31 protein-coding genes are annotated in these 25,926 nt (G+C 60.2%); 15 read left to right on the forward strand and 16 right to left on the reverse strand.

Going from position 1 to position 25,926, the window contains the following annotated elements; genetic code table 11:
• Position 1 precedes the first annotated feature (1 nt).
• From AWB76_RS12010 to AWB76_RS12020, 3 genes are all read left to right on the forward strand, one after another.
• Positions 2–532, forward strand: a complete 531-nt coding sequence (locus AWB76_RS12010; RefSeq protein ID WP_061127951.1) for a single-stranded DNA-binding protein — start codon at positions 2–4, stop codon at positions 530–532.
• A gap of 289 nt (positions 533–821) precedes the next feature.
• Entirely contained in the window at positions 822–1,907 is a 1,086-nt protein-coding gene (locus AWB76_RS12015; protein ID WP_061127952.1) for a DUF7146 domain-containing protein, read from the forward strand.
• 103 nt (positions 1,908–2,010) lie between these two features.
• The gene (locus AWB76_RS12020) at positions 2,011–2,235 is read left to right on the forward strand and encodes a hypothetical protein (RefSeq protein ID WP_061127953.1); all 225 of its coding nucleotides are present in this window, start codon (positions 2,011–2,013) and stop codon (positions 2,233–2,235) included.
• A 60-nt stretch (positions 2,236–2,295) separates the two neighbouring features.
• Here AWB76_RS12020 and AWB76_RS12025 read toward each other — a convergent pair whose 3' ends face one another.
• The 4 genes from AWB76_RS12025 to AWB76_RS12040 form a co-directional block, all read right to left on the reverse strand.
• A complete protein-coding gene (locus AWB76_RS12025; protein WP_061128559.1) occupies positions 2,296–2,532 on the reverse strand; it encodes a hypothetical protein in 237 nt (78 codons plus the stop codon).
• Positions 2,522–2,674: a hypothetical protein gene (locus tag AWB76_RS12030; RefSeq protein WP_157696110.1), complete on the reverse strand. Its 153-nt coding sequence runs from the start codon at positions 2,672–2,674 to the stop codon at positions 2,522–2,524. Before AWB76_RS12030 ends, AWB76_RS12025 begins: the two co-directional genes overlap by 11 nt.
• 153 nt (positions 2,675–2,827) lie before the next feature.
• The gene (locus tag AWB76_RS12035) at positions 2,828–3,187 is read right to left on the reverse strand and encodes a hypothetical protein (protein WP_061128561.1); all 360 of its coding nucleotides are present in this window, start codon (positions 3,185–3,187) and stop codon (positions 2,828–2,830) included.
• Positions 3,184–4,206: a PRTRC system protein D gene (locus AWB76_RS12040; protein WP_061128562.1), complete on the reverse strand. Its 1,023-nt coding sequence runs from the start codon at positions 4,204–4,206 to the stop codon at positions 3,184–3,186. The genes AWB76_RS12035 and AWB76_RS12040 overlap by 4 nt, the downstream gene beginning before the upstream one ends.
• Positions 4,207–5,758: 1,552 nt before the next feature.
• On the opposite strand from AWB76_RS12040, the gene AWB76_RS12045 reads away from it, so the two are divergent.
• A complete protein-coding gene (locus AWB76_RS12045; protein ID WP_061160402.1) occupies positions 5,759–6,901 on the forward strand; it encodes an integrase domain-containing protein in 1,143 nt (380 codons plus the stop codon).
• 133 nt (positions 6,902–7,034) lie between these two features.
• Here AWB76_RS12045 and AWB76_RS40855 read toward each other — a convergent pair whose 3' ends face one another.
• The 12 genes from AWB76_RS40855 to AWB76_RS12090 all read right to left on the reverse strand — a co-directional run bounded on the left by AWB76_RS40855 (position 7,035) and on the right by AWB76_RS12090 (position 14,001).
• Positions 7,035–7,175: a hypothetical protein gene (locus AWB76_RS40855; RefSeq protein WP_157696111.1), complete on the reverse strand. Its 141-nt coding sequence runs from the start codon at positions 7,173–7,175 to the stop codon at positions 7,035–7,037.
• Positions 7,176–7,253: 78 nt separating this feature from the next.
• The gene (locus tag AWB76_RS12050; protein WP_063936332.1) at positions 7,254–7,919 is read right to left on the reverse strand and encodes a Lar family restriction alleviation protein; all 666 of its coding nucleotides are present in this window, start codon (positions 7,917–7,919) and stop codon (positions 7,254–7,256) included.
• Positions 7,920–8,035: 116 nt separating this feature from the next.
• On the reverse strand, positions 8,036–8,431 hold the full coding sequence (locus AWB76_RS12055; protein ID WP_061160348.1) for a DUF7682 family zinc-binding protein: 396 nt from the start codon (positions 8,429–8,431) through the stop codon (positions 8,036–8,038).
• Positions 8,432–8,483: 52 nt separating this feature from the next.
• Complete coding sequence (locus AWB76_RS12060) at positions 8,484–8,804, reverse strand: hypothetical protein (RefSeq protein ID WP_061128565.1); 321 nt, start codon at positions 8,802–8,804, stop codon at positions 8,484–8,486.
• Complete coding sequence (locus AWB76_RS12065) at positions 8,801–9,871, reverse strand: phage Gp37/Gp68 family protein (protein WP_061128566.1); 1,071 nt, start codon at positions 9,869–9,871, stop codon at positions 8,801–8,803. Before AWB76_RS12065 ends, AWB76_RS12060 begins: the two co-directional genes overlap by 4 nt.
• Positions 9,868–10,140, reverse strand: coding sequence for a hypothetical protein (locus AWB76_RS12070; protein ID WP_061160403.1), 273 nt, complete (start codon positions 10,138–10,140; stop codon positions 9,868–9,870). Before AWB76_RS12070 ends, AWB76_RS12065 begins: the two co-directional genes overlap by 4 nt.
• Positions 10,115–10,705, reverse strand: coding sequence for a hypothetical protein (locus AWB76_RS40860; protein WP_157696112.1), 591 nt, complete (start codon positions 10,703–10,705; stop codon positions 10,115–10,117). Before AWB76_RS40860 ends, AWB76_RS12070 begins: the two co-directional genes overlap by 26 nt.
• A gap of 47 nt (positions 10,706–10,752) precedes the next feature.
• Complete coding sequence (locus AWB76_RS12075) at positions 10,753–11,223, reverse strand: hypothetical protein (RefSeq protein WP_235012413.1); 471 nt, start codon at positions 11,221–11,223, stop codon at positions 10,753–10,755.
• Between the two features lie 53 nt (positions 11,224–11,276).
• Complete coding sequence (locus tag AWB76_RS12080) at positions 11,277–12,482, reverse strand: DUF1173 family protein (RefSeq protein WP_061160404.1); 1,206 nt, start codon at positions 12,480–12,482, stop codon at positions 11,277–11,279.
• Positions 12,479–12,814, reverse strand: a complete 336-nt coding sequence (locus tag AWB76_RS41585; RefSeq protein WP_167357747.1) for a hypothetical protein — start codon at positions 12,812–12,814, stop codon at positions 12,479–12,481. The genes AWB76_RS12080 and AWB76_RS41585 overlap by 4 nt, the downstream gene beginning before the upstream one ends.
• A 110-nt stretch (positions 12,815–12,924) precedes the next feature.
• Positions 12,925–13,158, reverse strand: a complete 234-nt coding sequence (locus tag AWB76_RS40865) for a hypothetical protein (protein ID WP_143746637.1) — start codon at positions 13,156–13,158, stop codon at positions 12,925–12,927.
• A 204-nt stretch (positions 13,159–13,362) separates the two neighbouring features.
• Positions 13,363–14,001 (reverse strand): hypothetical protein, encoded by a 639-nt coding sequence (locus tag AWB76_RS12090; protein WP_157696113.1) that lies wholly within the window; start codon positions 13,999–14,001, stop codon positions 13,363–13,365.
• Positions 14,002–14,545: 544 nt separating this feature from the next.
• On the opposite strand from AWB76_RS12090, the gene AWB76_RS12095 reads away from it, so the two are divergent.
• The 11 genes from AWB76_RS12095 (at position 14,546) to AWB76_RS12145 (ending at position 25,925) form a co-directional block, all read left to right on the forward strand.
• Positions 14,546–15,340, forward strand: a complete 795-nt coding sequence (locus AWB76_RS12095; RefSeq protein WP_061128461.1) for a hypothetical protein — start codon at positions 14,546–14,548, stop codon at positions 15,338–15,340.
• Between the two features lie 63 nt (positions 15,341–15,403).
• Positions 15,404–18,523 carry an SNF2-related protein gene (locus AWB76_RS12100; RefSeq protein WP_061160350.1) on the forward strand — a complete coding sequence of 1,040 codons (3,120 nt, stop codon included), beginning with the start codon at positions 15,404–15,406 and terminating at the stop codon, positions 18,521–18,523.
• A complete protein-coding gene (locus tag AWB76_RS12105; RefSeq protein WP_061160351.1) occupies positions 18,520–18,765 on the forward strand; it encodes a hypothetical protein in 246 nt (81 codons plus the stop codon). Before AWB76_RS12100 ends, AWB76_RS12105 begins: the two co-directional genes overlap by 4 nt.
• Before the next feature lie 463 nt (positions 18,766–19,228).
• On the forward strand, positions 19,229–20,596 hold the full coding sequence (gene ltrA / locus AWB76_RS12110) for a group II intron reverse transcriptase/maturase (RefSeq protein ID WP_061160352.1): 1,368 nt from the start codon (positions 19,229–19,231) through the stop codon (positions 20,594–20,596).
• 167 nt (positions 20,597–20,763) lie between these two features.
• Positions 20,764–21,150 carry a hypothetical protein gene (locus AWB76_RS12115; RefSeq protein WP_061160353.1) on the forward strand — a complete coding sequence of 129 codons (387 nt, stop codon included), beginning with the start codon at positions 20,764–20,766 and terminating at the stop codon, positions 21,148–21,150.
• A gap of 262 nt (positions 21,151–21,412) precedes the next feature.
• Positions 21,413–23,098, forward strand: coding sequence for a PRTRC system ParB family protein (locus AWB76_RS12120; protein ID WP_061160354.1), 1,686 nt, complete (start codon positions 21,413–21,415; stop codon positions 23,096–23,098).
• A gap of 87 nt (positions 23,099–23,185) precedes the next feature.
• The gene (locus AWB76_RS12125; RefSeq protein ID WP_061160355.1) at positions 23,186–23,677 is read left to right on the forward strand and encodes a PRTRC system protein E; all 492 of its coding nucleotides are present in this window, start codon (positions 23,186–23,188) and stop codon (positions 23,675–23,677) included.
• Between the two features lie 9 nt (positions 23,678–23,686).
• On the forward strand, positions 23,687–23,935 hold the full coding sequence (locus AWB76_RS12130; RefSeq protein ID WP_061128467.1) for a PRTRC system protein C: 249 nt from the start codon (positions 23,687–23,689) through the stop codon (positions 23,933–23,935).
• On the forward strand, positions 23,928–24,143 hold the full coding sequence (locus AWB76_RS40870) for a hypothetical protein (RefSeq protein ID WP_061128468.1): 216 nt from the start codon (positions 23,928–23,930) through the stop codon (positions 24,141–24,143). The genes AWB76_RS12130 and AWB76_RS40870 overlap by 8 nt, the downstream gene beginning before the upstream one ends.
• A 2-nt stretch (positions 24,144–24,145) precedes the next feature.
• A complete protein-coding gene (locus AWB76_RS12140) occupies positions 24,146–25,183 on the forward strand; it encodes a PRTRC system protein F (RefSeq protein WP_061128469.1) in 1,038 nt (345 codons plus the stop codon).
• Between the two features lie 16 nt (positions 25,184–25,199).
• A complete protein-coding gene (locus AWB76_RS12145; protein WP_061128470.1) occupies positions 25,200–25,925 on the forward strand; it encodes a PRTRC system protein B in 726 nt (241 codons plus the stop codon).
• Position 25,926: the final 1 nt, after the last annotated feature.

Genomic DNA, 25,926 nt, shown 5'->3' on the forward strand with positions numbered 1-25,926 from the left:
CATGGCATCAGTAAACAAGGTCATTCTCGTGGGCAACCTCGGGGCTGATCCCGAAACGCGCTACCTGCCGAGCGGCGACGCGGTGGCCAATATCCGACTGGCAACGACCGACCGTTACAAGGACAAGTCCTCCGGCGAGATGAAGGAGTTGACCGAGTGGCATCGCGTGTCGTTCTTCGGCCGGCTGGCCGAGATCGTCAACGAGTATCTGAAGAAAGGCTCATCGGTGTACGTCGAAGGCAGAATCCGCACACGCAAGTGGACGGATCAAGCTGGACAGGAGCGGTATTCGACCGAGATCGTCGCGGACCAGATGCAGATGCTCGGTGGTCGAGCAGCTGGCGAGCGAGGCGCATCGAGCGCAGACGACTTCGAGTCGCCGCGATCGCAGCGTCAGGGTCGCCAGGAGAATGGTCGACCGGCTTCCGGCGGTTCGGCTCCGGCCGCTTCGACGGCGCGTGCGCCGCAATCGTCCGGCTCTTTCGGCGGCGGCGGTGGATTCGCAGATATGGACGACGATATTCCGTTCTGACCATATTTAATGGGTCGTGAATGGGCTGCGATCTAATCCCGTAGCCTCTCACCTTCTTTCCCGTAACACCTCACCTCACCTTCGTCGTTCTGTCCGGCCCCCTTGGGCCGGCGGAACCGCGAAGCGTCCGTTTCTCCTCGCGCGGTCCGCGTATCAATCTTTTTTGCGCACCACCTCTGCTGAAAAAAGCCGTTAGCCGCGATCTTGCGCGTGCACGGACGGTTTTTTTGAGCACGGTTTCACCGCCTGTTCAGGCATCGACCTCAACCGCACCACTACGGAGTGACAAATGAATGCAAAGAGACTCAAGCTGTCCCCGGAACAGTGGGTTACGTTGCTCCACAAGTATGGAGTGCCGGAAAGCTCACTGACCGGGAAGAGCGGATCGTGTCCCATCTGCGGCGGTAACGACCGCTTCACTTACGACAACAAACGCGGCCGTGGCGATTGGGTATGCCGCAAATGCAACAACGGTGACCCCAAAGCCGGCGACGGGTTTGAGCTCATCTGCAAGGTAGCGGGCATGAGCTTCCGTGAATTGATGCTCGAGCTCGAAGGTGGATCGCTTGCTGAGGCTCGACAGTGTCGAGCGCAGCAGGCGGCGGCCCCGGCTCCCGGCCGAAAAGTCGATCCCGAATGGGCGCGCAAGCGGCTCGAGTCAATGTGGGATCGCGCGACGCTCATCGGATCCGATGGATTGGTGCCGCGCTATTTGCGCGCGCGGGTTCCGGGTCTGACGGCGCCGCCGTCGCAGGCTCTGCGCCAAGCGATGCTCGACTATCGGCACGAGAAGAAGGTGATCGGCCAGTGGCCGGGCATCATCGCTCGCTTTACGCTGCCGGACGGCCGCCTTGGCACACTGCACCGGACGTTCCTCGAACGCTCGACGGTGGCGAAGGCGACGATTGTCACTAACGATGGCGAGATCCTACCGGCCAAATTGAACGACGTGACGCTTCACAAGCTCAACGGCGGCGCAGTCCGGCTGATGGATCCGGTCGATGGCGAGATCGGGGTAGCTGAAGGTCTCGAAACAGCGTATGCCGCTCACATGCAATTCGGCGTGCCGACGTGGTACTGCCTGAATCGCATCCTGCTTGCGGATTTTGTGGTGCCGGACGGGCTCGGCATCCGCGTGGTTCACATCTTTGCAGACTTCGACGCTATCGATCCTCGTACAGGCAAGTCGCCTGGGGTCGATGCCGCGTTGAAGCTTGCTAAGCGGCTGCGTGCCGAAGGGTACACGGCTGTGATTCATCGTCCGAAGAAGCGGGAAACCGACTTCGCGGATGAGTGGTTGGTTTGCCGCGGTATGAAGCGTGCCGCATCGAAGTTGCCTGTTCGAAATTTGCAGCGGGAAGCCGCTCACGTTTGATTGTTCGCGGCGCTTGCGCCGCTAACTGTAACTTTCGCCCGGTGGGGATTCGTCCCCACCCGGGGCCGCAATCCGTCCGAGCTATTCCAATGGAGAAACGGAAATGAGCTTCAGCATGATTGTCGGCCGCTACAAGATTGTCGCAACCTCCGGCGTGGAGAATGGTTCCGTGAGAGTCGGCAAGTCCGAAGCCGAGGCGTACGACGTTATCGATCGCGGGCAGCGCGGTAACGCTCGAATCGAGAAGCAGGGTGTCACACTCGACACCGCATGGTTCTATTGCATTCGCCGACAGGCGAGCGCACAAGGGGTGTCGTTGCTGCACTGAGCACACCATTAAGACAAAACCCAGCCGATTGGCTGGGTTTTTTTTTTGCTCGCGCGCGTGTCAGTACTTGAATAACACGTGGTATCTCAACACCCACCGCAGCACAAAGAAGGTCACTTTGAGCAACGGAACGAGAATGCCGACCGCCCATAGCAAGCCGAACAACGACCCGAAGCACAACGTCTCGCTGAAACCGTTCTTCGGCAGGTGCACCGAAACGAAGGCGAGCAAGAAGAGGGCGAGCGCGATCAGCACGCGACGCGTGACGAAGGGGAGGGCCACGAACTTAGCGTGCATCGTCAGCTCCTTTCCTGTAGGCAATGAATGCGCGGTGAAACAGGTAGGCGGCCTCACACGCGGCGAGTGCGCCAGCAACGAACACCCACATGCGGGCAGCGCGGGTCCAGTCTAGTTGCATGATAGTTTCGAGAAGGGTCATGTACAAATCTCCGTAGCGTTGTAGGTCGTGTCGTTCGACCCATGAACCCATCATGGCATGCACGCGTTAAAGTCAAGGCGCCCCTCGGAATGAATGACGGCGACCGCGCTCGATATGCAAGATATGCGAGACACGTGTCGCCGTGATCGAGTTTCAGAAATCGCCGAGCTTATCTGCGAGGAACGCGTAGTCGAACTGTCCTTCTTCTTCGTTGGAAGTCGCCGGTTTCAGGGGTCCGTGATCGGCTCGGGCGCTTGGATGATCGGGGACCGCAATTGAGTCAGCCGCGCTCGATGCCGGAGTGTCTCGATCCGTGTTGCCCCCGTCATTGTTGACGGAGCCCGCCGAAGGTGAGGTATGGGCCGGCGCGAAGCTTCCGCGCAATGCGTCCTCGGCAAGGCGCTTGAGCAGCGCGGCGCGCTGCCTTGGGTTGGAGACGGCGGTCAGTGCCTTAAACAACGTGGGCGTGACGGCCTCGCTAATCGTGATCTTGACCTCCAATGATCCCATCATGCAGCAACGCCCTCCTTACGCGGCTTCTCGCGCATCATCGCCACTTCTCCGGCCGCGAAAAAGCCCTTGACGTTCGAGAAGCTCGGATTCGACATCATGTCGATCCGGGTACTAGGAAATTCCGCGCGAATGGTCGATGCGTAGAGTGCGGCACCGCCCCCGGTTAGAACGATCGAGCGGAGATCTTCGGTGTGGCCGATGTGGTTGTGAATGATCTTCACGGTGCCGTCGATGACAGGCTGCGACTCGGCGCGATAGGGCGCGAGATCGATATCCTGTCCGGCGAGCAGGTATTTCTTGCCCTCACGTACTGCCTTGTCGATGCGTTCGATTCCATCGGGCGACGCCTTGAGCTTCGCCTTGATGCGCTCTGCGATTTTCTGGAAATAATGCGAGGCGCCGCTCTGATGCCCACCGCTGCGGCGCTCGTCCATTGTGAGGCCGGTCGCGACGACCCAGTCGGTCGTGAAATATCCGACGTCGATGATCAGATGAGGGTTCTCCTGGTCGAACTCGTGGTATTTCGTGAAGTTCACGAGCGCGCCGATTGGCTGCGGCAGGACCATCACCCGGCCGACGGTGACTTGAGTGTTGCCGAAATCCAGTTTACCAGTGAAGGTTTGGCGAAGGTGTTCCGCGTACTTGTGGAAGTTCTTGACGGGCAGGCCCAGCACCATCCGGTCCACGGAGTCGATATTCGCAAAGTGGAAGGCTCCGCCCAGCAGCGCTGCGTAGCTATCGGTGGTGCAGTAGTTATCGGCCAGCGTGCCGCCTGCGTCGCCGTTGCGCGAACTCAACGGCACACCGGGTCCGACCTCGTAGGTCTTGCCATTCCATTCGATCGCTACGGTCTTCGGGACGGTCAACAGCCCTTGGCTCTCGATAGCGATCGTTTGTTCCTGGTAAGTCGGGGTGAGCGATGGGAAGATCAGGGTTGCGACCTCCGAGCCGTTTCGGAAAGCGACCTTCGTATTACCGTAGCCGACGTCGACGGCGAAGACTGCTGCGTGCGATTTCATTCTCTCTCCAGAGTGTGTCATGTTCAATTCGCGTTCTGCCCGAAAAGTGTCAGATTTCGGGCAGATCCAAACGATGGCGGGAAGCGAGGAAGTCACCGAAAACCAACCGATAAGTGCTCGAAAACGGTTAGAAGCGCGAAGCAAATTTAGAGCTAAATCAAACGGTCAGTTTTCGGGGAGAAATCGGTCAGAAAGTCACCCCGCCATGCCGATCTCCTGTAGCGAGCAACAGACGATGTCAAGGAAGCAAAAGGCAGCATGAATTAAGGAGCTTTCGCCTGCGCACTGACCGAATTCGCGTCTATCCTTCGAAATACCCACCGCGCGACCAGCGCATCGACCCTCCTACAAGGACCATCGAGGGGTTCGCTTTGCCTAGCGAAAACCCCTCTGTCACAGGCCGCAAAGTGATGCGGCCTTTTTCTGAATCAGATCAAGTACAAGGCGACCCACGTTGAGGACGCCGGACACGCGATATCCATTGGGTTTGCGGGCGGTTTTGCCCGAATCTGCGAGTTGAGACGGCTTGGAAGCGGACACGGACACGGCTCTGTGTGCTTCGAATCACGCCGACTCAATGCGCATGGACACATCCTTTCAGCACACGAAGCTGGGTACGTTGCATGAAGCCCGACACACCGCGGCCGATTGAACGTGCTTGGGGATGGGGGTATGGGCAGGCCACAAGAGGCGGCTCATCCCTGTACGGAAGACGAACGGTAGGCGCGACCGGAGAAAAAACAGCGCAAACGAATTACCGAGCAATTGGCCGATGTCGTGCGGTCGCAAGACAGGGCACACGGGCGCAGTGATGCGTTTAGGCCGGCGCGGTAGCCGTAGAAGCGGCGGTCTCAGGTTGGCGCAGCGGAAGCGCGAACACGGGGAAGCGGCGACAAGGCAAGACACAACGACGAGGAGGCTGCGTAAGCAGAGCCGGTCGTGAGTAGTGCCAGCGGGACCGTCGCCAGCGGTTTTCACGCGAAGCGTGAGGACGGCAGCACGCAGCAATACGGAGGGTCGATGCACGTTTCTTCCACGTGCGGGGCTATCGAATGGAATCGCTAAAGGACAGGAAGGCAGGACCCGGCGGGGTACGCGGCGCGCAGCGCGATCGAGACCAGGAGATAGGCTCCCTGAGGGGCTCTCAAGCTGCGGCAAATGAAGCGGGCGGGAGAGATATCGCCTGGCCCATAAGAACGCAAGTACGAGGTGCTGATGCGGGCGCCTTAGCGAATTCGTTCTCAGGCGGCGAATGAGCGCAGGGGTGTTCGTCGCTTCGGTCGACCACGTGTTGGGACCACTGACCGACATCTCGAAGCGGACGCTGCGTGGTCGGAGTGGCAGTTGTCACTGCGTTTCGAGATCGCTGATGTGAAAACGCGATAGCGCGCTTAAGCATGCGGGAATGACGGGATGGTAAGCGGCGGGATCAGGGCGTGGAGAGAGTCGCACGGCCTTCTTCGACGCGGCAGGGGTGTGCCGGGCGTTCGACTCGGGCCGGCTTCTCTTTGTGCAGTCAGTAGAAAGTCAGATGAACTTTTGGAGAATGTATATGGAAGTGACGTTGAATGTGAAAGCGCTCTTGAACGACTACCGGCTCCCAGCGGATTTCAAGCGCGAACTCGAGGTTCTGTTCAGGGAAAACGTCAATCGCGTGCACAGTCGGACCCGTCTCAGTTCGAAATCACTTTCAGTTAAAACGCAAGGATATCGGTTACAGAAGCTGTGCCGCTCGTTTGAAGAACTCCGGGAGAACGGCTTTGCGCTGCAATCGCCATGGTCACTCAAGGAAAAGCACATCCGCTTCCTGGTCAATCTTTGGGTCGGAAAAAAGCAAAGCGGCGGCACGATCGAAAACAAGATTACTTACTTTCGTGCGTTCGCGAGCTGGATCGACAAGCCAAATCTCGTCGGGACCGTGGGCGACTATGTCGATCGCAAAGAGAATGGTCTCATTCGCTCTTACTCCGCGCTTGAGGACAAGTCGTGGGAGGGCAATCAGGTCGACGCGATCGCCGTATTGGATGAGATCGCGAGGACAGACCCGGTGGTTGCGATGCAGTTGAAAATGCAAGCGGCGTTTGGGTTGCGTGTCGAGGAAAGCTTTCTTCTGAGGCCAAAGGAATCGGTCCGCCACGACGGCCTGCTAAGTGTCACGCGCGGAACGAAGGGCGGTCGAGACCGAGTCGTGCCGATGGAGTTGCAAATATCGGTGTTGGAAGAGGCGATGCAATATTGCAACACGCTGACCGGCTCAACAATCCCCGATGGGTACACCAAGACCCAATGGAGGAATCACTACTATGACGTGCTCAAGCGGTATGGCGTCACGAAAGCAGGCTTGGGCGTCACCAGTCATGGGATGCGGCACGGGTATCTCCAGCAGATGTACGAGAGGCTCACCGGCGTCGCTGCGCCGATCAAAGGAACAGGCGAGAAGGCCGATATCAAGAGTCATCGGGAAGCGATGATTCAGGTGGTTGCGGCAGCGGGCCATAGTCGCCGTCGTAAGGCCAATGCATATCTGGCGAGCTACAACGCCGTCGCCCAACAGAAATCCGCCGCAATTTCCCTGGAACAGGCGCAGGCAGCAGTCGTCAGTGCGGGCGGTGAAAAGAAGGCCGCGGCCAAGCTACTGGGCATCTCACGGCAATCGCTTTATCGCATCCTGGATCGGGAGAAATGTGCAGAATAGAGGGGGGGCGCTAAACGGCACATTTACCAGAAGCTAAAAGTCTATACAAATCAATAACTAACGAGTTCAGCGAAAAATCACCAGAGCTACCTGGGTAGCTCTGGTGAGGAGCAGGGCGGCTTAGACGGGTAGCTCAATTCAGCAACCAACTCAGCATCGGGCTCGTCATGGCGTGATAGGTAAGAATCACCCCCAACGCGAGGACGGTGAAAATCTGCGGCGCGAGTTGCGCACGCAGACGATAGGCGGCACGGATGTATTCGACGGGAGACATACTGTTCTTCCTCTAGTTGAATCCCCGGTCGGCGACCAGAGCATAAGATCAGTATGCCGGCCCTGGTGCCAAGTCAAGCTACCAGCGGTTGCGATCTGGGAGATCGTCGACGGCGAGGTTCACGCTGTTCTCGAAATTGCCCTCGTCGCCGCCCGTGGCGGGAATCCGTGGAAACTGGATGGACGCGATCCCGTCGATGTAGATGCGCCTCGCGAGCTGCTGAAGCTTGCGGTAGCGAGCCGCATCGTTAAGCACGGGATCGACGGGCCAATACTCGCTCATCGTGATTTTGCTGTCCGCGATCTTCTTGGCGATCATTCCGAAAATCGGCCCGCGCTTTTCCCAGTCGTCTTCGTTGCGGGACAGAAGGTCGATCAGAAATGCCGCATCGACGGCGCTAATTTCCTTCCGAACGAGCTTGACGAGGTCGCCTTCTTTCGCCGTCGGTCGCCGCATACGGGCGTTCCAAATTTCCCCGGCTTGGTCCAGCGCGGCGTGCCGGTCGTTGCCGGTCGCGATCCAAGGCGTTTGCATCCCGCACTCTTCACAGTAGATGCAGCAGACTTTCTCGGTCGGCGCCTCGTAGAGCGAGCGCGCTTCCATGTCGTGCGTGGCCGGTGCGAGGCTCGAGCCGAGGCGAGAAAAGTCTCGCTCAGGTGCTGATGGCCGGCCAATCAATCGTTGGGAGAATCCGAACGCCCACGCTCCGCCGCAATGGTCGCAGGGAAACAGTTCGTCAGTCATGGCGGGGTCCTAAGGCGTCGAAAGCCGGCGAGATGAAAAATGTAGGCGGAAGGCATTATAGCCAGCGCCGATCAGGCCCCAATTTCCGCCAAAACCCAGCCCTAGAGGACGAACAACTATGCCGCGACGCGGTTTGATGCGATCGCGTTGTAGTCCTCGTGACTGACCAGTCGGATCGGCGTGAGAGATGGGGCGTCGAAGAGCAGTCTGTATGATCGGCCGACTGGCACAGACAGAAGCTTACCGGCGGATGATTTCAGAAACTTGCCGTCAAGGGAAAGCGGATGGACGCCGCTGCTGACTCGGGCAAGCAGGTCACGTGCCTCGCGTTGAACGGAGCTCAGGTGCCGCACGATGGTCAGATCGATCGGATCAGTCGAGGTCACACTTCGCTTGGCCGCGCGCTTCTCTTCATGCGCGCGTGACTGGTCAGCTTTTCTTTTCTCGGACGCGGCGCAGGTGTGGCAAAACTTGCCCTTGCCATTGTGACCGCAAGCGAACGTCTGTTTCATGGTGCTCTTCCGTCATTGTTGATGAGCTATTGCACCATTTAACGCTGCTCGGTCAAGTCTCGGTTGGCGACGCTTTTGAAGCTCTTTCTTGAGTGGTGAGCGCGTCGAGCTCCTCAGACAGTTCGAGGACCCGTGCGCTCGCGAGCGCCAAGCGGGCGTTCAGCCGATCGATCTGAGCGAGCGCCAGTCCGTATTGCTCGGAGAGCATCGATAGCGCCCAAAAGGGGCTCAGCATTGCGCCGCAAATGGAACAGACAACAACGCCGCCGTTTGGCTCCAGTTTGATTCGCCGATGCGTGCACTCGCCGCGTGGGCGTTCATTCTGTTCAGCGACGGAGACACGCAGGCGAGCAAAAGGAATGACCTTACTCATGCGACCTCGTGCCGCGGGAACTCGTCGTGTACGCGTCCGTCGAGCAACCGGCCTGCAGACTTCTTTCCGAGCGCGATCGAGATTATCGAGGGCTGCGCGACTCGCCCCGCATCGGCAGCCCACTCGTGAGAACGAGCGCCGGTGACACCATACTGGCGGTCGAGGGCGACTTCCTTGGCATCGGGAAGACGGGCCGTCTGCTTTTCGCCGTCGACTGTCATCGGATACCATTCGCCCCATTGTTTGAAAAGGAATGGAACGCCGACGGCCGCGCACTGGTCGCGCAGGGATCGAGCCCATGCATGATGCATGGGGCGTGCGCCGAACCCGCTTTCTCCGCCGACGATGACCCAGTCGATGAGATCGCGCCGGCCCAGTTTATGAATCGGATCGCTGGCGTGCCCGGCACACGTTCCGCAATAGCCATCCGCCATTCCGCCGCCCTGAGAGAAGCCGGTCCCGCAATGAGGATAACTGGGTGTGAGCCAGTCACCGATGTCGACCGCGCCTAGAAGGGGCTCCATACTGAGGAATTTCACGCGCACGGGCGTGGCGAGCAATTTTGAAATATCGCGGTCGGCTTCAGTCTGATTGACGACCGTCGCTCCGAGCCAGACGTTGTCGGGCAATCGCGGCTCATGCAGATACCAGAGATTGGGGCGTTGCGCGGCAACCTCCCGAATCATAGGAACCACACTGCCGATGCGCTTCGTCAGGAGCAACCAGTCGAGATCCTGTGTACTGTCGATAAGATCGAACAGGTCAACGCGCCATGCGGGATCAACCGCGTTATCGAATACATCGGCGAGGGAGGCACAGAATACGCGCTGGCGGCGCCCGTGCTTGGCGAAGAAAGCGTCGGCCTGCGCGTTCCACTGGAGCGGCTTCCGCCAGTTGGCGTGCGACGTTCGAACACGGGGTTGGCCGGCACCCCATCGGACCCGATGCAGGCGGGTGTCCATCATGGACTCAGCGTAGCAGTGGTCGCAACCCGGCGAAACCTTTGTGCATCCGGACCATGGATTGAACGTGTGATCGGTCCACTCGATTTTGCCGTTTTCACTCAAGATTTAGGCTCCTGGGCGTTCAGGTACTTGGCATACTCCGGCCAGTACTCGTCGACGCTTTCCGCGTGCGCTTGGGGCGTACCACACCAGCCATGGACCACGGCCTTGGCCTCGGCATGGTGGCTTGGGTCTTTGTCTTCAGCGACGATCTCGGCACGTTGTTTCTTGGTGCGCTCGCCGTGAAGGGCATTGAACGCCGCGGCGACCGCATCAGCTTGCGCACGCGACGGCGCGGCAACGATGTCATCCGGACCTTGAATGTGGAGCATCCATAGTTCTTTTGCGAGCTGCGGTACGAGCGGCCGCGATTGCATCTTCAACGGTGGCGAATCGGCAGCGAACGAGAAACGTGTCGTCGCGCGAGCTCGGCACCGGGTCGTGTTCCCACTCGCCGCTCGTGTTGAGGCACGAGAAGCGAGTCCTGACTTTCCACAGATTGGAGCTACATACCTGGCTCGCGCGTTCGATAAATACTTCGTCTCCGCTGGCAAGACGTCCAACGGAGTACGCGACGATTTCGACGTCAGCCGTTGCTTCCGGTGCGACTTGCGCGGCAACGTTACGCCGGAGTGCACCGGCGTGGATGGCGATCTTGGCAAGTCGCTTATATAGCGCTTTCAGATGGTCGATGTCATCTTGATTGAACCTATCGGGCGCGTCCTCATCGTCCTTAGCTCGAGGATAGTCGCCGCGCGAAACCATATCGAGAAAACCGGCCAGTTCGTAGGCGACCTCCTTCTCAGCTTCGCACGGGGACGCCTGTTCGGCGGTGCTGCCTGAAACGCATTGTTCTTGTCCAGGAGGGCACGCCGATTGCAGGTGCCGTTGGTTCACTTGTCGTCGGTCGCCTTGATCATGTTGCCGTATTGATAGGACGAGGTTTAGGCCAGCGATTCGGCGCTCGGGCAGAGAAGGCGGGAGATAGCCTCATCGCGGCGATAGTGCTGCTCAATCGCATCGAGGTAGCGACGAAAACAAACCGTGTCTGTGGGGCCACCTTCAACATCGCGATGTGCAAAGAGGAGATCGGTCGGCGCTGATGCATGCTGTTCGAGTGCGCGAGCAGCGGGCTGGTTCGGCAACCACCACCTGTTCCAACGAAGCGTGAATGCGAGCCAGCCGCGTGCCGATCGGTCGATTTCCGGCCACGTCGCCTCGAAGTCGAGGATGGCGCCGAGCGTGCTGAAGAAGACCATGCGCAAGTGGTAGTCGTCGGCCGCCGCGACCACGATCTGCTTGCGCCGTTCGTCGACGGGGTCGATCGAGCTGGCCAGGGCGAGCGCCGGATAGCTCACCTGCCAATCCGCGTCACGCGCGATGGCGCGCTTCAGGAAGAAAGAGTTCGAGTCCATGACATTGCTCGGGAGTGGGAATCGCCTTGAACATATCCCGGCGCTTTGCGCTGTCAAGGCGCGGCGACGGGGAGACGGATTGATTCGAGGGCAGCGGGCGGGATCCATTCCACGCACGGCGTTGCGGCTCGGGCATAGATGGCTTGCTTCTGTGTTTTGCGTGCGAGGTATTGGGCGTTGTCCAGCATGCCGTAGACCTCGATCGCGGTAGGCGTCGAGGTGTCTGTCAACCGAGAATCGGGCAGCGTGTCATCGCCCGGCATCAGACGAAGGGGCTTCTTGAACCTGCGCCGCTCGGCGACAAGCCGGTTCGCCATCGCCACTTCGTAACTCGAATCACAGGGGATGAAGGTGCTGTTGCACAGTTGAAGCGCCACGTCGACGATCCGCAGGTTTCCCTCCTTATCTCCCTTCCCCAGCGTGCGTTCGTTGACGGCCAGCGCCACAACCCGCGCGGTCGGGGCACCGATCTGCGCCCACGCGGATCGGAAAGACTTCGACGCGGCGTCGATGATCGCCTTGGACGCGAAGAGTGTCCGGCTGGTCTGACGCAGCCTCAGGACGAATCCAAACTTCGAGTTGTCGACGCTTCGCACCTCGGTGATGACGATACCGCGTTGGGTGGCTTCAGGCGTCGTGGTGATTCGCGCGAGGAAGCGGTCGAACTCGGCGACGATGGAGGGGCCTTCGCTCTCGTCGTACCTACGCATGACGTGCAGGACGTCCTGCATCGGCTTGCCGTTGAGTTTCCCGTCGCCGAGCGCTGCCAGCAGTTGTGCATTGCATTGGCCCCAGCTGCGTGCCGGCGCGCCCGTCCAGACGTTCAAGCCTGCTTCGAGCCACACGCGCTGCAGAAAGCCGAGAAAGGGCGCACAGCGGCGGGTTGGTCCGGCGCCTGAAAGATTGCTTGCTGATCGGGGAACGGGTTCGACAGTTCGAACGGCCAGCGAGGCGTCGAGCTTTACGTTTAGGCCAGCGGGAGTTTGCCGGATCGCGTCAAGCGAATCAGGATTCGCGCTATCCGCGGACGGCCCTGCTGCGTAAAAGGAGCATGACTGGGCGTCGTGTCGCGGACCTTCATCAGGCCAACGCGCGAGATGGAAGAGCGCGCCGTAACGCCTCACGACAAGCCGTAGTGGGTCACCGCCCGCGCCAGTCGTGCAGCGACATACGGCATATCCCGAGGAAACCTTGGCGCGCTCGAGTTGCCGCGCGTACCTCGCTGGATTGTCCTGGACCTCTTCGAGGGCGACGGTTATGCCGTCAAAAAACTTGCGACATGTCTCGCGGCCTCCCGGAGGGTTCGCTGCGCGTCGTTCGCCGGAACTTTGTGGATGTGAGCCCGGGTGCCGAGGAGGTTGGCCACCTCGCGCACGCTCAGGCAGAACTGTTCCGCGTGGTCGCAACTTGGAAACTGAAGTCCGACCGTCGACACGGTATCGGGTGCGGCGTAGTCTCGGGAAAAAACCGAACCGGTTCCAATCAACGCGTCGATCCAGCTGTCAGGAATGCCGCGCGCAGGGGTCGACGCTGCGCGTGCGCCAGCAGGATCTATCGTGCAATCTTCGAAGCTAACAACGATCAGATTCATGGTTCGGGTGCAGTTACGCTGCAGTGGGGCGGGTGATGCTCTCACGGGAGCGGGGCGATCCGAGGCGCGCCGACGTTGGCTGGCCGCGAGCTCGTATAGCGCGAGCGCACTCATGATCGTGACGATCGCGTTGAAGCCGCAAGCCGCAAGCCGCAAGCCGCGAGCAACACCGCCAATCGCTTGTCGTTGGTCGCCAGTTCCTCGGCGCGCGCGTTCTGCGACGTTTCAAGCTCGCGACGCTTTGCCATGAGTGCGGCCTCGAGATCCTTGTCGCCAGTAAAACCGTATCCCACGACAGCCGCGTGCCGCTCGCCATCGGGAATATGGGCGAGCGCGTCGCTCATTCCTTGCATGCGCTCCACGACCACCGTGTTCGCCACGACTCGAACAGCGGAGCGCTGAAGAGTGAACTGCGGGGCGACGAAACCAATCGATCCAATCGAGCCGATGGTCGATACGGTAAGAAGAACGACGGTGGCGAGGTGACTAACTTTCATTGAGTGGAAGGAGGCGTGTCCCTCGGTTGTCTGAGGTGGAGATCGTCGTTGTCAGGAGCGAATCACGCGTAAGCGGTATTCGTGGCCCATAGGTCCGGATGCGATAACCGTCGGCCTGCCCAGCTTCACGGTCGTATCGACCTGCTGACGTTGGCCGCTCGCGTCGAGGAATTCCAGAGAAATACGTGCGGTGTCGTCCGGATTGATCGCCACGACCTTGCTGAGCAGCATGAAGGTGGTTCTTTCGTCACTGGATTGCAAGACGCTTTGCACGCCAAGGGGCCGCGCCTGGTCGATCTGCCTGATCATTTTGCCGGCGCTCATGTCGAACTCCTCGAACCGTATGCGTGTCATCGGTAGTGACGCGGCATCGTGCCGTTTCCCGTTCGAACAGATCACCAGCTGATGATCAACGGTTTCGGCAAATAAGCCGTTGTGTTCGACAGGGCACGCGGTATCGCCGCTCTGCACGAAGGCCGCTGCGCGCGGCACCGTGGACGCTGCGACATGTGCAATGTTTACTTCACCCACCGTGTTTGTCACGACGATGCTTTGACCATCTGGCGCTGTGATTCTGTGCGCCTGAGCCGTGACGGTCGTGTTTTGAAGTTCCAGTGACTGCCCGGGCACCTCCGCATGAGAAGCGAAAGCAGCACACGCGGACAATGCGACGAATAGGTTCTTTTTCACTTTCTACCCAATGGTTGGTCGTGGTGTGGGAGCGCGGCATTGACGCGCGGCACGGATTTATTCTCACCGACGTCGAAGTCGCTGCGTGCCCGAAAGACGGGTAGATTTGGACGACTTTCGCGGGCAGCGCAGCAGGCGGATTGTGCTCATATCGAAAGCAGCTCGTAAGCGATCGACTGAAAAGCTCGCTAAAAACTGCGTCTTTGTCCCGTGAGAGAGCTACCCAGGTAGCTCCTCTCCGCTTTTTTGCCCTTCAACGACCTCCTATCGCGGTACGACCCGGGTTGGGTTATCCACAAGGTTATGCCCAGAAACTGGGGATAACGATGTGCGGCGCGCGGCGAGAGACGCTATCAAATCCTCCGCTTTTGCGTGAGCGTGGCGCGCGTCGGACAGGTATCGTTTCCGAATTACCCGCGCTTCTCGCGCATCGACCTACGGCACGCCGTTTTCGGCAAGCCGCATTTCCAAGTTCCTTTCCCAAACCCGCAGGGGCACGTCCCCCTCGCGGGCGTGCGCCTGCCCATTCCTATGGAGCATCCGCATGTACACCCAGTTGATCGAGCAATTCAAGAATGCTCAAACGGCAGCCGCATCGGCCTACAGCGTTGTCGTTCAAGCCGAACGAGATGCCTTCGGCGATGGCAAGTCCGACTATTCGGCGATGGAAACACGCAGCGAATACAAGGCCGAGTGCGAACTCGAAAAGTTCTGCGCTCGTCTCGTTTCGCGTCTGGTGATGGAGGCCAGTCGCAAGTTCGCGCCGGCGGGCGGCAGAATCGAAATCGATTCGGACCGCGAGGCGGAGCGGTTTGGCCTCGACGTTGGGGAGGCCCTGCGCAAAGGGCATCTGCCTAACCTGGACGGCTTCTGGCAGCACCTCGAACGCACGTTCGGGGGTGATGCTGGCGAGCGGATTGCCTTCGAGCAGGCGGCCAAAGCGATCATCAGCGGCTTCTGGCTCAAGCCCGACACCGAGATCAAACGCACCAGCAGTGCGGTGATCTTGGAAAAGCGTGTTTCGTCCGAAGCATCGTTTCGCTCGAAAGGCGAGCGCGAGGTCAATTACCACTCGCAGTCGTCTGTCGCATCAACACTTGGTGGGCTGGCGACCTTCGCGGACAAGCATCGCTTCGGTGCGCTTGCGAATCAACTGCGCAATTTCAGCGTGCATCGTCTGACCTTCTCGACTCGTGAAAAGCTAACTTTCACCGGACTTGAGGTTGTGATGTTCAACGACAAATGGCAGTTCAAGTTCGCGCACGACGTCGGCGACGCACTGTCGATCTTCGTTAGCGAGTTCGGTGCCGAGTATCTCGCCTCGCGCGATCGGTACTGATCTTCCCAACCTTCATCTTTTCGACCCGCTTCGGCGGGTCTTTTTATTTCTAGAGGCTTTTCCATGCAGAGAGATCTTTTTTCCTTCGCGCCGGACTGGTACGGGCCGTTGCGTGCGATCAGAAGTCTGGGTTCGCAGGCACCGTCGGTCGCGCATCAAGGTGAGCTGGCCGCGGCTCGACGCCAGCACCTTGGCCAGTTCTTCACGCCGGACGCGATCGCCGCGTTCATGTGGAGTTTCGTGAGCGCTTGGCATATCGACCGCCGCATTCGTCTCTTCGACAACTCGGTGGGATCGGGGCGGCTGCTGCAGTACGCGGATCCGGAACGTCACGCCGTGTACGGCATCGACGTCCATGCCGATGTGATCCAGAAGTGTCAATCGGTGTTCGAGGAGGCTGGGTTCGAATGCGAGTTCAGGCAAGCCGGCATGGAAGACATTCGTCCGACGCGCTTCGATATTGCGCTCATCAACCCGCCGTTTTCGATTCACCTCGAGTCGCCGCACCTGCAGCCGCTCGAATGCACGACCTGGGGCAGATACGGTGCCAATACTAGTGCGTTGAGCCATGACTACAGCGTGCATCAGGCGCTGGAGGCGGCAAACATCGTCGTGGCCTTGCTTCCGATCACCACGGCCGAGGCCATGGTCTCGGGTGAGCAGGGCGACACGCTCAAGCGCCGTGCGGCCGGCCTATTCGAGCTGCCGCCTGACGCGTTCAAGCTCGAGGGTGCAAACGTGCGCACGGCGGTGGTCGTCTTCGATCGCTATCGCATGCGCCCGTCAGACTTCGTTCGCGTCCTCGTTGACGATCTCTCGAAGCCGGGCCCGGATCTCGGGCTTCATTTCGAGGATCGCTCGTTCGGGGAGCCACGCCTGCGGCTGCAGAAGCTGGATGACAGCAAGCCCGTCATCACGCGCGCGGTCACCGGCGACAAGTCGGTGATGATCTCTCACGACGGTAGACGCATTCGCCTCGGCTTCGCCTGTGGTTTCAACGAAGCGATGGTGCTGAATGCTGTTTTCGTGAAGCGGATCTATTCTCGGGACGGTCGTCGACTGCCGCGCGGCTTTCGCTGCTCGGGACAGGGCTTGCTGGATATGGAAACGTATCTGATACAGGACGATCCGGTTGCCGCGTTCGATCAACTGCTCACACGGTTTCGCAGTGTCGGGGGCGAGCCGCAACTGGCGCCGGGCTTCATGGAGCACTTCCGCAGACGCATGCGGCGCAGCGTGCGGCAGGCAATACCGCTGCGGCATGTTGCATGGACCACCGGAGCAGGGTCGCGGGACGTGGTGAGCGGCACGGCGAAGGAGACCCACAAGGTCGATGCGACGCGATGGGCAAGTCCGCTCATCAAGGCGGGCGATGCTGTCCAGTTTGAACGGGTTGACAACAGACGATATCGGTACGCGCTGCATGGCGTGCCGTACCACCTGTCGGTCGACGAGCTCAACGCGCGGTTCGCGGTGGAGAACGTGAGCGAAGGGTGGGAAGTGGTGCACGAAGGATTGTGCGCGCGCTTTCCCGACCAAGCGGCTGCATTGCGCTCGCGCGTGAAGTCGCTTGGCGTCGATCGATGGCTCGACTGGGAGTTTCAGGTCGACGATCTGGTCGAGACGTTGCTGAAGCCCACTGGTTGCGTGGTCGCCTGGGAGCAAGGTTGCGGCAAGTCGCGGCTCGCACTGGCGTTGATCCTCGTGTCGGGCGTCAAGCACGGTCTCATCGTTGTCGAGTCCCGCCTGATTGCCGAGATGCTCAACGAGATCGCGCAGTTGCCTATCGCAGCGGAACAGGTGAAGGTGATCGAGTCCGCGGCGGATCTGAGCGATTTGCGGCAGTTCAATCTGATTTCGTACGAGCGGCTGCGGATGCCTGTCGACAAGTCGGTTTCAGCACGCGTGACCTATGCGCACCGGCTTCGTCGTCGGATCGGCCTGCTGGTGGCCGACGAGGGCGAACGTCTTGCCAATCCAACGAGCGATCAGAGCCGCGCGCTCTGCGAACTCTCGGCGCGGCGGCGCTTCGTTTTGACGGGCTCGCCGATCCCGAATTACCCCAGGGACGCATTCGGTTTGATTGCGTTCTCGGGGGGTGACGGAACGGCGGCACAACCCTATGGCTACCGCGTCGGCTATCTTGAGCAGAACTGGATCAACTCGGTGGAGTACGCGATGCGCGGCGTCGATCGATTCAGGGATGACTTCGTGGTGCTGGAGTGGGTGACGTGGCAGTTTGCGGAGAGCCTGCAGGATGGGGCGAAGCGCGAAGTGCCGAAGATCGGCAACCTGCATCGGTACCGGGCGATGTTGGCCCCGCACATCAAGCGCAGGCTTGTCGCTGAGCCGGAGGTGTCGCGCTACATCCAGATCGAACCACCTGAATTCGAGGTGGAAACGGTCGAATGGGATCGCGGCCATCTGGCCGCGTATCTGCGTGCTGCTGACGAGTTCGCCGACTGGTACCGCGATTCGCGCGATGACAAAAAGGCGTGCAACCTCGTGACGATCCTGGCGCGCATTCGTGCCGTGCATTTCGCTGCCAACTTTCCGCAGTTCGGCATGGAGGGCGTCGAGCACGTGGGCGGCCTGACGAGCAAGCAACGCGCGGTGGTCGAGCGCATGCGGGCGATCGCGGCGGAGGGTAAGCAAGCCATTGTGTTTGCCGAGAATCCGGGCGTACTCGATCTGCTTGCGCGCGAGCTCGATTCGCACGGCGTTCAGACGGTGCCGTTTCATGGCGAGATCCCGATCAAGCGTCGCGTGGCCGATAAGGACAAGCGCTTCTTGACGGGGTTAGCGACCGGGCTGATGGCGACAAAAGCATCCGGGAGGGCGGGCTACAACCTGCCCAACGCCGACTACATCCTCTTCTACGACCGGTCGTGGACGTGGCGCATCGAGTATCAGGCGATGCGGCGCGCGCTGCGCTGGAACCGGAAGGGGGTGCTGAAGGTGCTGTATTTCCACTTGCCCGGCAGCATCGACGAGTATCAGGACCAGATGGTCGCGCACAAACGTGATGCGACGCAGGCAGGACTGGACTGGGCGACGCCGGAACTCGACGACGCTACGTTCCTGCACATGGACTCGTTGCTGGATCGCTTTGTCGATGATCTCGCATTGCTCGCCGATAGCACGGCGGGCGACATGCGCAAACAATTGAAGGAGGCTGCGTGAAAGACGCGAAGGTATCTGTATTGGTCGGCGAGGACGTCGTGACGGTCAAGCGCGAAGGCTCGAACCGCGCTGTGATGGCGAAGATTCTCGGAAAGGTGTCGGTCGAAGGCGTCGAAGTACTGTGCCTGGATCGCCTCGTGCACGAGAGCCATGAACAGCAGTTCGGCGATTGGACGCTCGCGGGTGCAGTCACGACGCTCCTGTCGCGTCCTCTCCTGGGCGCTGGCGCAGCGACTGCGTGACACCAACTCGTCTGTCATCTGAACCCAAACCCGGCTTTGCCGGGTTTTTTTTGGTGCGCCGAGCATGCACAACAGCTTGGGGGTGCGAGTCCCCTGTCCAACCTGATGGTGGTGAAGGACTAGCGAAACGCAAGGGCGTCGTCGTGAGGCGGGGTCTGAAGGAAGCGTGTAGCAAAGCCACGACCTGACGAACAGAAACCAGATGGGAGGCCTACCCGGACGGACGAGCGAGCCAATGATCGCGAAGTCCATAGCCATCAAGGTCCGGGGTGGTAGATCTGGCGGGTGTGTGGCGAAGGCGGTTGGGCTTACCTCGGGAGGCCTGCGCGGTGTCCTGGACTCAGGACTGAACGGCTCGCAAGGGTTGTTGACCACCGCGCAGGAGTCAGCAGCGGGCATAGTAGGGCAGCGATGCCTGAAGGCCCAAACGGAGAGGAGCGGCGAGTAAGCCGGAGAACTCGACATGGGAGCGCAGCAGAAAACGCATCGCGTCCTCGATAGCGGAGGCAGGGGTGAAGCCCCGAGGGCTGCTGATCGAGGGGCTGAACCTATGGCGGCGAACCCCGAGTCTGAAAGCCCGTCGGCTAGTGACCGACTGATGGAGGAAGTCTGCGAACGGGAGAACCTGAAGCAGGCGTTGAAACGTGTGAGAGCAAACAAAGGCGCACCGGGCGTGGACGGCATGACGGTTCAGGCACTACCGGCGTACCTGCGTGAGCACTGGCCGACGATACGGTCCATGCTGCTGGAAGGCACGTACAAGCCACAACCTGTCAGACGAGTCGAGATACCCAAGCCGGATGGAGGTGGCGTGCGCAAGCTTGGCATTCCGTGCGCGCTTGATCGATTCGTTCAGCAGGCGGTATTGCAGGTGCTGCAACAGCGGTGGGACCCGACGTTCTCGGATTCCAGTTATGGTTTCCGTCCGGGACGCTCGGCGCATCAGGCCGTGGCAAAGGCGCAAAGCTACATCCAGTCGGGGCATCGATGGATTGTAGATTTGGACCTCGAGAAATTCTTCGATCGCGTAAGCCACGATATCCTGATGAGCAGGGTGGCAAAGCGTGTCAGCGACAGGCGAGTGCTGAAGCTGATCCGCTCCTTTCTGACGGCGGGCGTGCTGGAAGACGGGCTGGTTGGCGCAACGGACGAAGGGACGCCCCAGGGCGGTCCGCTGTCACCGTTGTTATCCAATCTGATGCTCGACGACCTCGACCGGGAACTTGAGCGACGCGGACTGCGATTTGCGAGGTACGCCGACGACTGTAACGTCTATGTACGCAGCGAACGCGCGGGCCAACGGGTGATGGCGGGGCTGAAAGCCTTCCTCACCAGCAAGCTCAAGTTGACGGTCAACGAGACGAAGAGCGCAGTGGCCGAGCCTCACACGCGGAAGTTTCTGGGATTCACCTTCGGGACCCGGGATCACGTCAAACGGCGCATCGCGCCCAAGGCACTGAGCCGGTTCAAGGAGCGAATCCGGGAAATGACCCAGCGCTCGCACGGGGTCAGCGTTGACCAACTGATCGGCATGCTGAACCGTTACCTGACTGGATGGCGCGGCTACTTTGGATTCTGCGAAACGCCGAGCGTCCTTCAGCGTCTGGACGAATGGGTGCGCCGCCGGGTTCGCTGCTTCTTCTGGAAGCAGTGGCGACGCGGGAACACCCGCTTCCGGGAACTGACGGCGCGAGGGGTGGACCGGTCCCTTGCTGCCCAGACAGCCGGGTCACCCCATAATGCATGGCGGCTGAGTAATAGCCCTGCACTGCAACGGGCGTTGACCAATCGCTTTCTGCGATCCCTCGGTCTTCCATCACTGCGTCCCTAGCCGATCAACCGATCCGAACCGCCGTGTACGGACCCGTACGCACGGTGGTGTGGGAGGGGTCGGGCCGCGAGGCCTGCCCCTATCCCGATTCCGACTCAAGAGTCGCCAATCCTGGTCCGCTTTGAAGCCAGAGCCCGGACGGCCCCGTGCAGTGAACCGAGTAACCAATGACCCGCAATGACTATTCTAAGTTTGACCCCAGGAAGGTAGACCTCGAAGCCTTCTTCAAAGAGCAATGGGTGTCGATCGCGCTTTATCGTGAGGCTCGCAAACAGCAACGGAAACTGCAGGTTAGCGCGATCTTCCTGGCAGTGGTTGTGGCAGGCGCAGCCGCCATGAGCGGCTTGTTCTCGGACATAGACGGGACGGACCCGGCCTTTCTCAACTCGCCGTGGATTCGCTACGGCATTCCAGCACTCGGAGCATTTTTTGCGTTGGTGGCTATAGCGCTGTCGATCATCAACGTGGTCCGAGCCAAGTCGTTCATGCGCGAGTGGCGAGTGCCGGAGGATCTCATCAAGGTTCTTGAGCGGTACCCGACCGAGAAAATGTAGCGTCGTTGCCGCGCGCGCTTGCGGGAGAGCAGGTCACAGAATGAAAAGCCGTGTGACATCAGCGCCAATTGGTTCTCGTCAAAGATTGAGAGACAGCCTGATTTCGTGAGCTTTCGGGCCGGAGAGGGCAACGTAAACCGCTATCGTTGCACCATCACCCGCGTCTTTCGACGCATCGACCAGCGCTGATTCTCATCAGCCCACGTTGTTCAACCCTTCGGGAACCACCCGAAGGGGCGGGTTCCCTCCTTGGAGCCCTGCAATGCAACAACAACCTACTCTCGCTCTCAAGCACATTCAGGTCAGCGTCAATCCCCGCAAGTATTTCGATCCTGCGGAGATGGAAGAGCTCACGGCGTCCGTGCGCGAGAAAGGCGTCATTCAGCCCGTCATCGTACGAACGCTCGCTGATGGCGGTTACGCCCTCGTTGCCGGCGGCCGTAGATACAAGGCTGCGCTTGCGGCGCACGGCGACGACTACGAAATCCCTGTCGTGGTCCGGGAGATCGATGAAGCCGAAGCCAAGCAGTTGGCCATCATCGAGAATATCCAGCGTGCTGATATGTCGCCGGCGGAAGAAGCGATCGCCGCAGCCGAGCAAGTCGGGCTGTGCAAAGGCGATCGTGACGAAGTCGCGCGTATCTTCGGCTGGTCGCGCGCGACGCTCGACAAACGCCTCGCGCTGATGAACTGCAGCACGGGCGTGCTCGATGCGTTGAGCACGCGCCAGATCCTGCTGGGTCACGCCGAGTTGCTGGCGGCGCTCCCCAAAGAGACGCAGGACAAGCTGCTGCCGGTGATCGTCAAAGAAGGCAAGCCCGTCGCGGAGGTCAAGAAAACCATCGAACAGATCGCCTGTTCGTTGGCGGCCGCGATCTTCGACAAGGCCAATTGCGCCGGATGCCCGCATAACTCCTCCACTCAGGGCGAGATGTTCGGCGAATCCATTGGTACGGGAAACTGCACCAACCGCACCTGCTACAACGAGAAGACCGAAAAGATGCTCGACGCGACGGCTACCGGCCTGCGCGACGAATATCCGGTCGTACGTATCGTGCGTGCGGGCGACAACCACACGCGCGTGCAACTCTCGGTCGACGGTCCGAAAGGCGTCGGCGAAGAGCAGGCGAAGGCGTGTCACGCGTGCCAGAACTACGGCGCGGCCGTGAGTGCGCTGCCTGATTCGATCGGCAAGGTCTACAAGGGCCAGTGCTTCGACACAGTCTGCAACATGAAGAAAGTCGCGGCGAACCTGCAAGCTGTGAAGGCGGCCACGCAGCCAAAAGCGGCCGAGACGGCGCAAGCGGGCAAGAGCGGCGGTAAGTCTGCTTGCAAAGCGGCTCCGATTTCGGCATCGGATGCGAAGGCCACGGGTGCGAACTCCTCGGTGACGGTCGTGTCCGAGTCGGACCGGATCAAGTCTTATCGCGTGGCGTTGTGGCGTAAAGCCCTGCGTCGTGAGGTCGGCTCGGATCCCATGCTCGCTCAGCGATATCTCGTTGCGATCGCGCTCTCCGACCAGATGCGCTGTGTCGATCACAAGACGCTCTCGGGCATCTGGGAAAAGCTCACGCAAGAGCAGATCCCGGCGGGTGACGTGACGAAGGCCGCTGCCGCTACGGCTGCTGCCGAGGACGCACAGATGGCGCACGCCGTGACTGGCGTCACCATCGCAGCGATCCAGGGTCTCGACGTCCAGTACCTCACGCGTCTGTGCAAGCACCATCGGCTCGATCTCGCGAAGCACTGGAAGCTCTGCAAGGAGTTTCTGGAGTTGATCACGAAGTCGGAAATGATGGTGGTCGCTGATGAGCTGGGCATCCGTGCCGCACTCGGCGACAACTTCAAGAAGGTCTTCGGAAAATCCAAGTCGGAAGTCATCGACGCGCTCCTGACCGTCGACGGCTTCGACTACACCGGCAAGATTCCGAAGGTGCTCAAGTTCTAACCGCGCGGTTCGCCCGCGCATCGATCGTAGTTTCCATCCTTTATAGACCGCCTTCGGGCGGTCTTTTTTTCGTTCTCAGGAGTTTCCATGTTCGTCGCTATTGAACCGCTCTTGCGCAATTGCGCAAAGCTCACCCTTTCGTTGCAAATGAAGGGTGATGAAATGATCGTCTGTGTCATGCCGCAAGGCACGGCGAAGGACGCCGCCATGCTTCAGCCGCTCGCACTTACGGCGACCGCTGCTGAACTCGATGCAGGTTTCGCTGATGCACTCGCGGCCTACACCGGCGCGCATGCGTCGCTGGCCGAGCAAGTTGCTGCCACGACCGCGATCCTCGAAGCCGCCAAGACGACGCAAGTCGCCAAGGCGACCAAGACGCTCGCGAAGGGCAGCAGCAAACCCGCTTCGCCGGCTTCCGGTAGATCGAGTGAAGGCGACGGCGACGGCGATGACGACGACAACGATAACGACGCGAACGCGCAAGAGCAAAGCACCGTTCCTGCCGATTCGTCGGCGGCCGCGTCGGCATCGACGGAACCGGCTAGCACCGGAACCAACCTCGCCTCACTTTTCGACTAAGGAGCCGTCATGTCCATTTCAGTCGCAAAGCTCACGCGCGAGTTTGTCTACAACGGCGTCACGTTCCCCGATCCGGGTCCCACGTTCTCGCCCGACGATGTCCGCGATCTCTACTGCGCGCAGTATCCGGAGCTGACGACCGCTGCCGTCGACGGGCCGAACTTGGAAGGCGAGGTGATGCGTTTCACGTTCGTGCGCGCGGCGGGTGCCAAGGGTGCTGCTCAGTTTGCCATGCAGCCCGAAGTCATCCATGCGTAAGCGCGATTTGCTCAAGGCCTTGTCCGATCCGGACTTGGCCGTTTCACATCAGCAGCCGCCCGACAGGGCGGTTTTTTTTCATGACAAGGAGATCGAGCAATGCTCTTCGATCCTCGTTCGTCTGGTGCAGAGGTCGCTGTCGCAGGAGAGTCATGGCAATCGCGATGCAATCGCGCTGCCCGACGTCGACCTGCCCATGATTTTCTGAGCTTGCCGGCCATCGGCTCCGATGTTCATACGCGCGCTGATCTGCGCTGGAACGCGGAGAAAGATGTCGCGTGTCTGATTGCCGAACAGTTCGACTCGGGCGTCCTTCAGGCACGCGATGTTCCCGAATTCAAGGGAGCGGGCGACGCGCTCGCTCACGCATTTTTTGCGTGGGCCAGGCGTCACACGTCGAAGTTGAAGTGTCTGAACTTCGATTTCGTGCTGTGCGACGTGGCCGCGGTTCGGGAGGTGGCGCAGTATCAAGAGGATGGTGTCGATTTTGAGCCTACCTCGCCTCTCTATCTCGGCATCGAGATCACCGGCGAAAACATCCTGGAATTCGGCACACGAGCGGCCGCACTCAGGAAGGTACATCCGCGGCTGGTGACCACCGCGATGCTGCTGATCAACCGGGCTGCCGGCCGTACGGTCTGGATTCGCACGCCGGACGAGCTTTTGTGCGAATTCTCTTCGTGGTTCTGGGAGGGCGACCCGGCCGCGACCGACGACGAAGCACGCGAGTGCATGACGGAACGATTCGGCGACGACGAGGGGGAGATCGAGCATTACCTTCCCTCCGTCGTACGCGCCGAGCTTTGTCCGGATGACATGGATGTCTTTCGTTGTAAGCGCTCGCGTGGCGGTAGGCAAAGGCTTGTGCATAAGCACCCGCTTAGCGTCGCTACGCTGCGTCGGCTTCAGCGGTTCACTTACGGTCCAACCCGTCGTGTCTGCCGCGAACTCGAAAGGCTAAGTTTGATGCTTCGCCGGTCGAGTAAGAGTCAGTTGTTCAATTGCGCTTATCAACCGCGCTGCGCGTATGCGGCGGCGACCTTGACGGTTCAAAACGACAGACGCGTCGGCGAGTTGCTCGATTCGCACTACGAGTATCTGTCCAGCGTCGGCGACGGCACCACGTACTACGGCTTCGTGCCGTTTGCCTCTTCCCCCGACGCCATCCGCAAGCAGTACGCGGACTGGGCCATGGGACTTTCCATTATTGGCCAACTCGATCGCGTCATCGCGTCGCTCGCGGCATAACACCTGGAGCTTACATATGAAAGGGCTTGATATCGGCTCGGATCGCGTCGACGAACTCGCCGCGACGAGCGCAATTTTGTTGTATGGCCGAGAGGAGCGCAGTGCGGTCTACGGCACCGTTCATCCCGTGCTGCAAGGCAAAGGCGGTCGGGCGACGATCGGAGCGGGTCGGCCGATCGAACGCAAGGCGCTGTTCGAATGCCTGCGCGAGCTGGCAGAGCATGCGGCGGCGCCGGCCGAGTTTCTGCCTGAGACGGTGCTGTCCGTGTCGCAGCATGCGGTGATGTGGTGGTGCAGACCGGCGATGCGTCGAGTCTTCTTCGAATGTCCGGAGATCGGGCGGCGCAGTGCGGTCGTGCCGCATCCGGGGTTGGTGTTCCGCGCAGCTTCGAACGGGTTTTCCGTGTTCGCGCTGCAGGAGGCCTGCCGGCCAACGCCTGAGTCGAAGCTGCACGAACCGCCTTACTTTAACACCTGGGATTTGGGAAAGATCTGCATCGGCTCGGCCCAAGTTCCTCGGCGCGTCGATGTGGCTTCGATCGCAGGCTGGGAGAGCGGATTCTTCGAGTCCGCGTTCACCCACCCAAATCACGGCGGCAAACGTGTTTCGCATCGCAACGGCGAGTTCGCCTTCTGGAAGGAAATGCTCGACGGCAAGTTTGGCGAGCAATTCCCGAAGGAGGTGCTTGTCCCCATGAACCTTACTCTCGCTGAGCTGATTGCCGGCAAACAAGGAGTCTAAC

The sequence above is a fragment of the Caballeronia temeraria genome (genome assembly GCF_001544795.2).
Lineage (GTDB): Bacteria > Pseudomonadota > Gammaproteobacteria > Burkholderiales > Burkholderiaceae > Caballeronia > Caballeronia temeraria.

Bases quoted from the DNA above. Each gene is read 5' to 3' on its own strand.
- AWB76_RS12070 (WP_061160403.1), bottom strand. From the start codon at position 10,140: ATGCTCCACATTCAAGGTCCGGATGACATCGTTGCCGCGCCGTCGCGT.
- AWB76_RS12115 (WP_061160353.1), top strand. From the start codon at position 20,764: ATGACCCGCAATGACTATTCTAAGTTTGACCCCAGGAAGGTAGACCTC.
- AWB76_RS12040 (WP_061128562.1), bottom strand. From the start codon at position 4,206: ATGAAATCGCACGCAGCAGTCTTCGCCGTCGACGTCGGCTACGGTAAT.
- AWB76_RS12130 (WP_061128467.1), top strand. From the start codon at position 23,687: ATGTCCATTTCAGTCGCAAAGCTCACGCGCGAGTTTGTCTACAACGGC.
- AWB76_RS40865 (WP_143746637.1), bottom strand. From the start codon at position 13,158: ATGAGCGACGCGCTCGCCCATATTCCCGATGGCGAGCGGCACGCGGCT.
- AWB76_RS12120 (WP_061160354.1), top strand. From the start codon at position 21,413: ATGCAACAACAACCTACTCTCGCTCTCAAGCACATTCAGGTCAGCGTC.
- AWB76_RS12145 (WP_061128470.1), top strand. From the start codon at position 25,200: ATGAAAGGGCTTGATATCGGCTCGGATCGCGTCGACGAACTCGCCGCG.
- AWB76_RS40855 (WP_157696111.1), bottom strand. From the start codon at position 7,175: ATGTCTCCCGTCGAATACATCCGTGCCGCCTATCGTCTGCGTGCGCAA.
- AWB76_RS40870 (WP_061128468.1), top strand. From the start codon at position 23,928: ATGCGTAAGCGCGATTTGCTCAAGGCCTTGTCCGATCCGGACTTGGCC.
- AWB76_RS12055 (WP_061160348.1), bottom strand. From the start codon at position 8,431: ATGAAACAGACGTTCGCTTGCGGTCACAATGGCAAGGGCAAGTTTTGC.
- AWB76_RS12030 (WP_157696110.1), bottom strand. From the start codon at position 2,674: ATGACCCTTCTCGAAACTATCATGCAACTAGACTGGACCCGCGCTGCC.
- ltrA (WP_061160352.1), top strand. From the start codon at position 19,229: ATGGGAGCGCAGCAGAAAACGCATCGCGTCCTCGATAGCGGAGGCAGG.
- AWB76_RS41585 (WP_167357747.1), bottom strand. From the start codon at position 12,814: ATGAATCTGATCGTTGTTAGCTTCGAAGATTGCACGATAGATCCTGCT.
- AWB76_RS12035 (WP_061128561.1), bottom strand. From the start codon at position 3,187: ATGATGGGATCATTGGAGGTCAAGATCACGATTAGCGAGGCCGTCACG.
- AWB76_RS12095 (WP_061128461.1), top strand. From the start codon at position 14,546: ATGTACACCCAGTTGATCGAGCAATTCAAGAATGCTCAAACGGCAGCC.
- AWB76_RS12075 (WP_235012413.1), bottom strand. From the start codon at position 11,223: ATGGACTCGAACTCTTTCTTCCTGAAGCGCGCCATCGCGCGTGACGCG.
- AWB76_RS12025 (WP_061128559.1), bottom strand. From the start codon at position 2,532: ATGCACGCTAAGTTCGTGGCCCTCCCCTTCGTCACGCGTCGCGTGCTG.
- AWB76_RS12060 (WP_061128565.1), bottom strand. From the start codon at position 8,804: ATGAGTAAGGTCATTCCTTTTGCTCGCCTGCGTGTCTCCGTCGCTGAA.
- AWB76_RS12010 (WP_061127951.1), top strand. From the start codon at position 2: ATGGCATCAGTAAACAAGGTCATTCTCGTGGGCAACCTCGGGGCTGAT.
- AWB76_RS12100 (WP_061160350.1), top strand. From the start codon at position 15,404: ATGCAGAGAGATCTTTTTTCCTTCGCGCCGGACTGGTACGGGCCGTTG.
- AWB76_RS12020 (WP_061127953.1), top strand. From the start codon at position 2,011: ATGAGCTTCAGCATGATTGTCGGCCGCTACAAGATTGTCGCAACCTCC.
- AWB76_RS12050 (WP_063936332.1), bottom strand. From the start codon at position 7,919: ATGACTGACGAACTGTTTCCCTGCGACCATTGCGGCGGAGCGTGGGCG.
- AWB76_RS12015 (WP_061127952.1), top strand. From the start codon at position 822: ATGAATGCAAAGAGACTCAAGCTGTCCCCGGAACAGTGGGTTACGTTG.
- AWB76_RS12125 (WP_061160355.1), top strand. From the start codon at position 23,186: ATGTTCGTCGCTATTGAACCGCTCTTGCGCAATTGCGCAAAGCTCACC.
- AWB76_RS12045 (WP_061160402.1), top strand. From the start codon at position 5,759: ATGGAAGTGACGTTGAATGTGAAAGCGCTCTTGAACGACTACCGGCTC.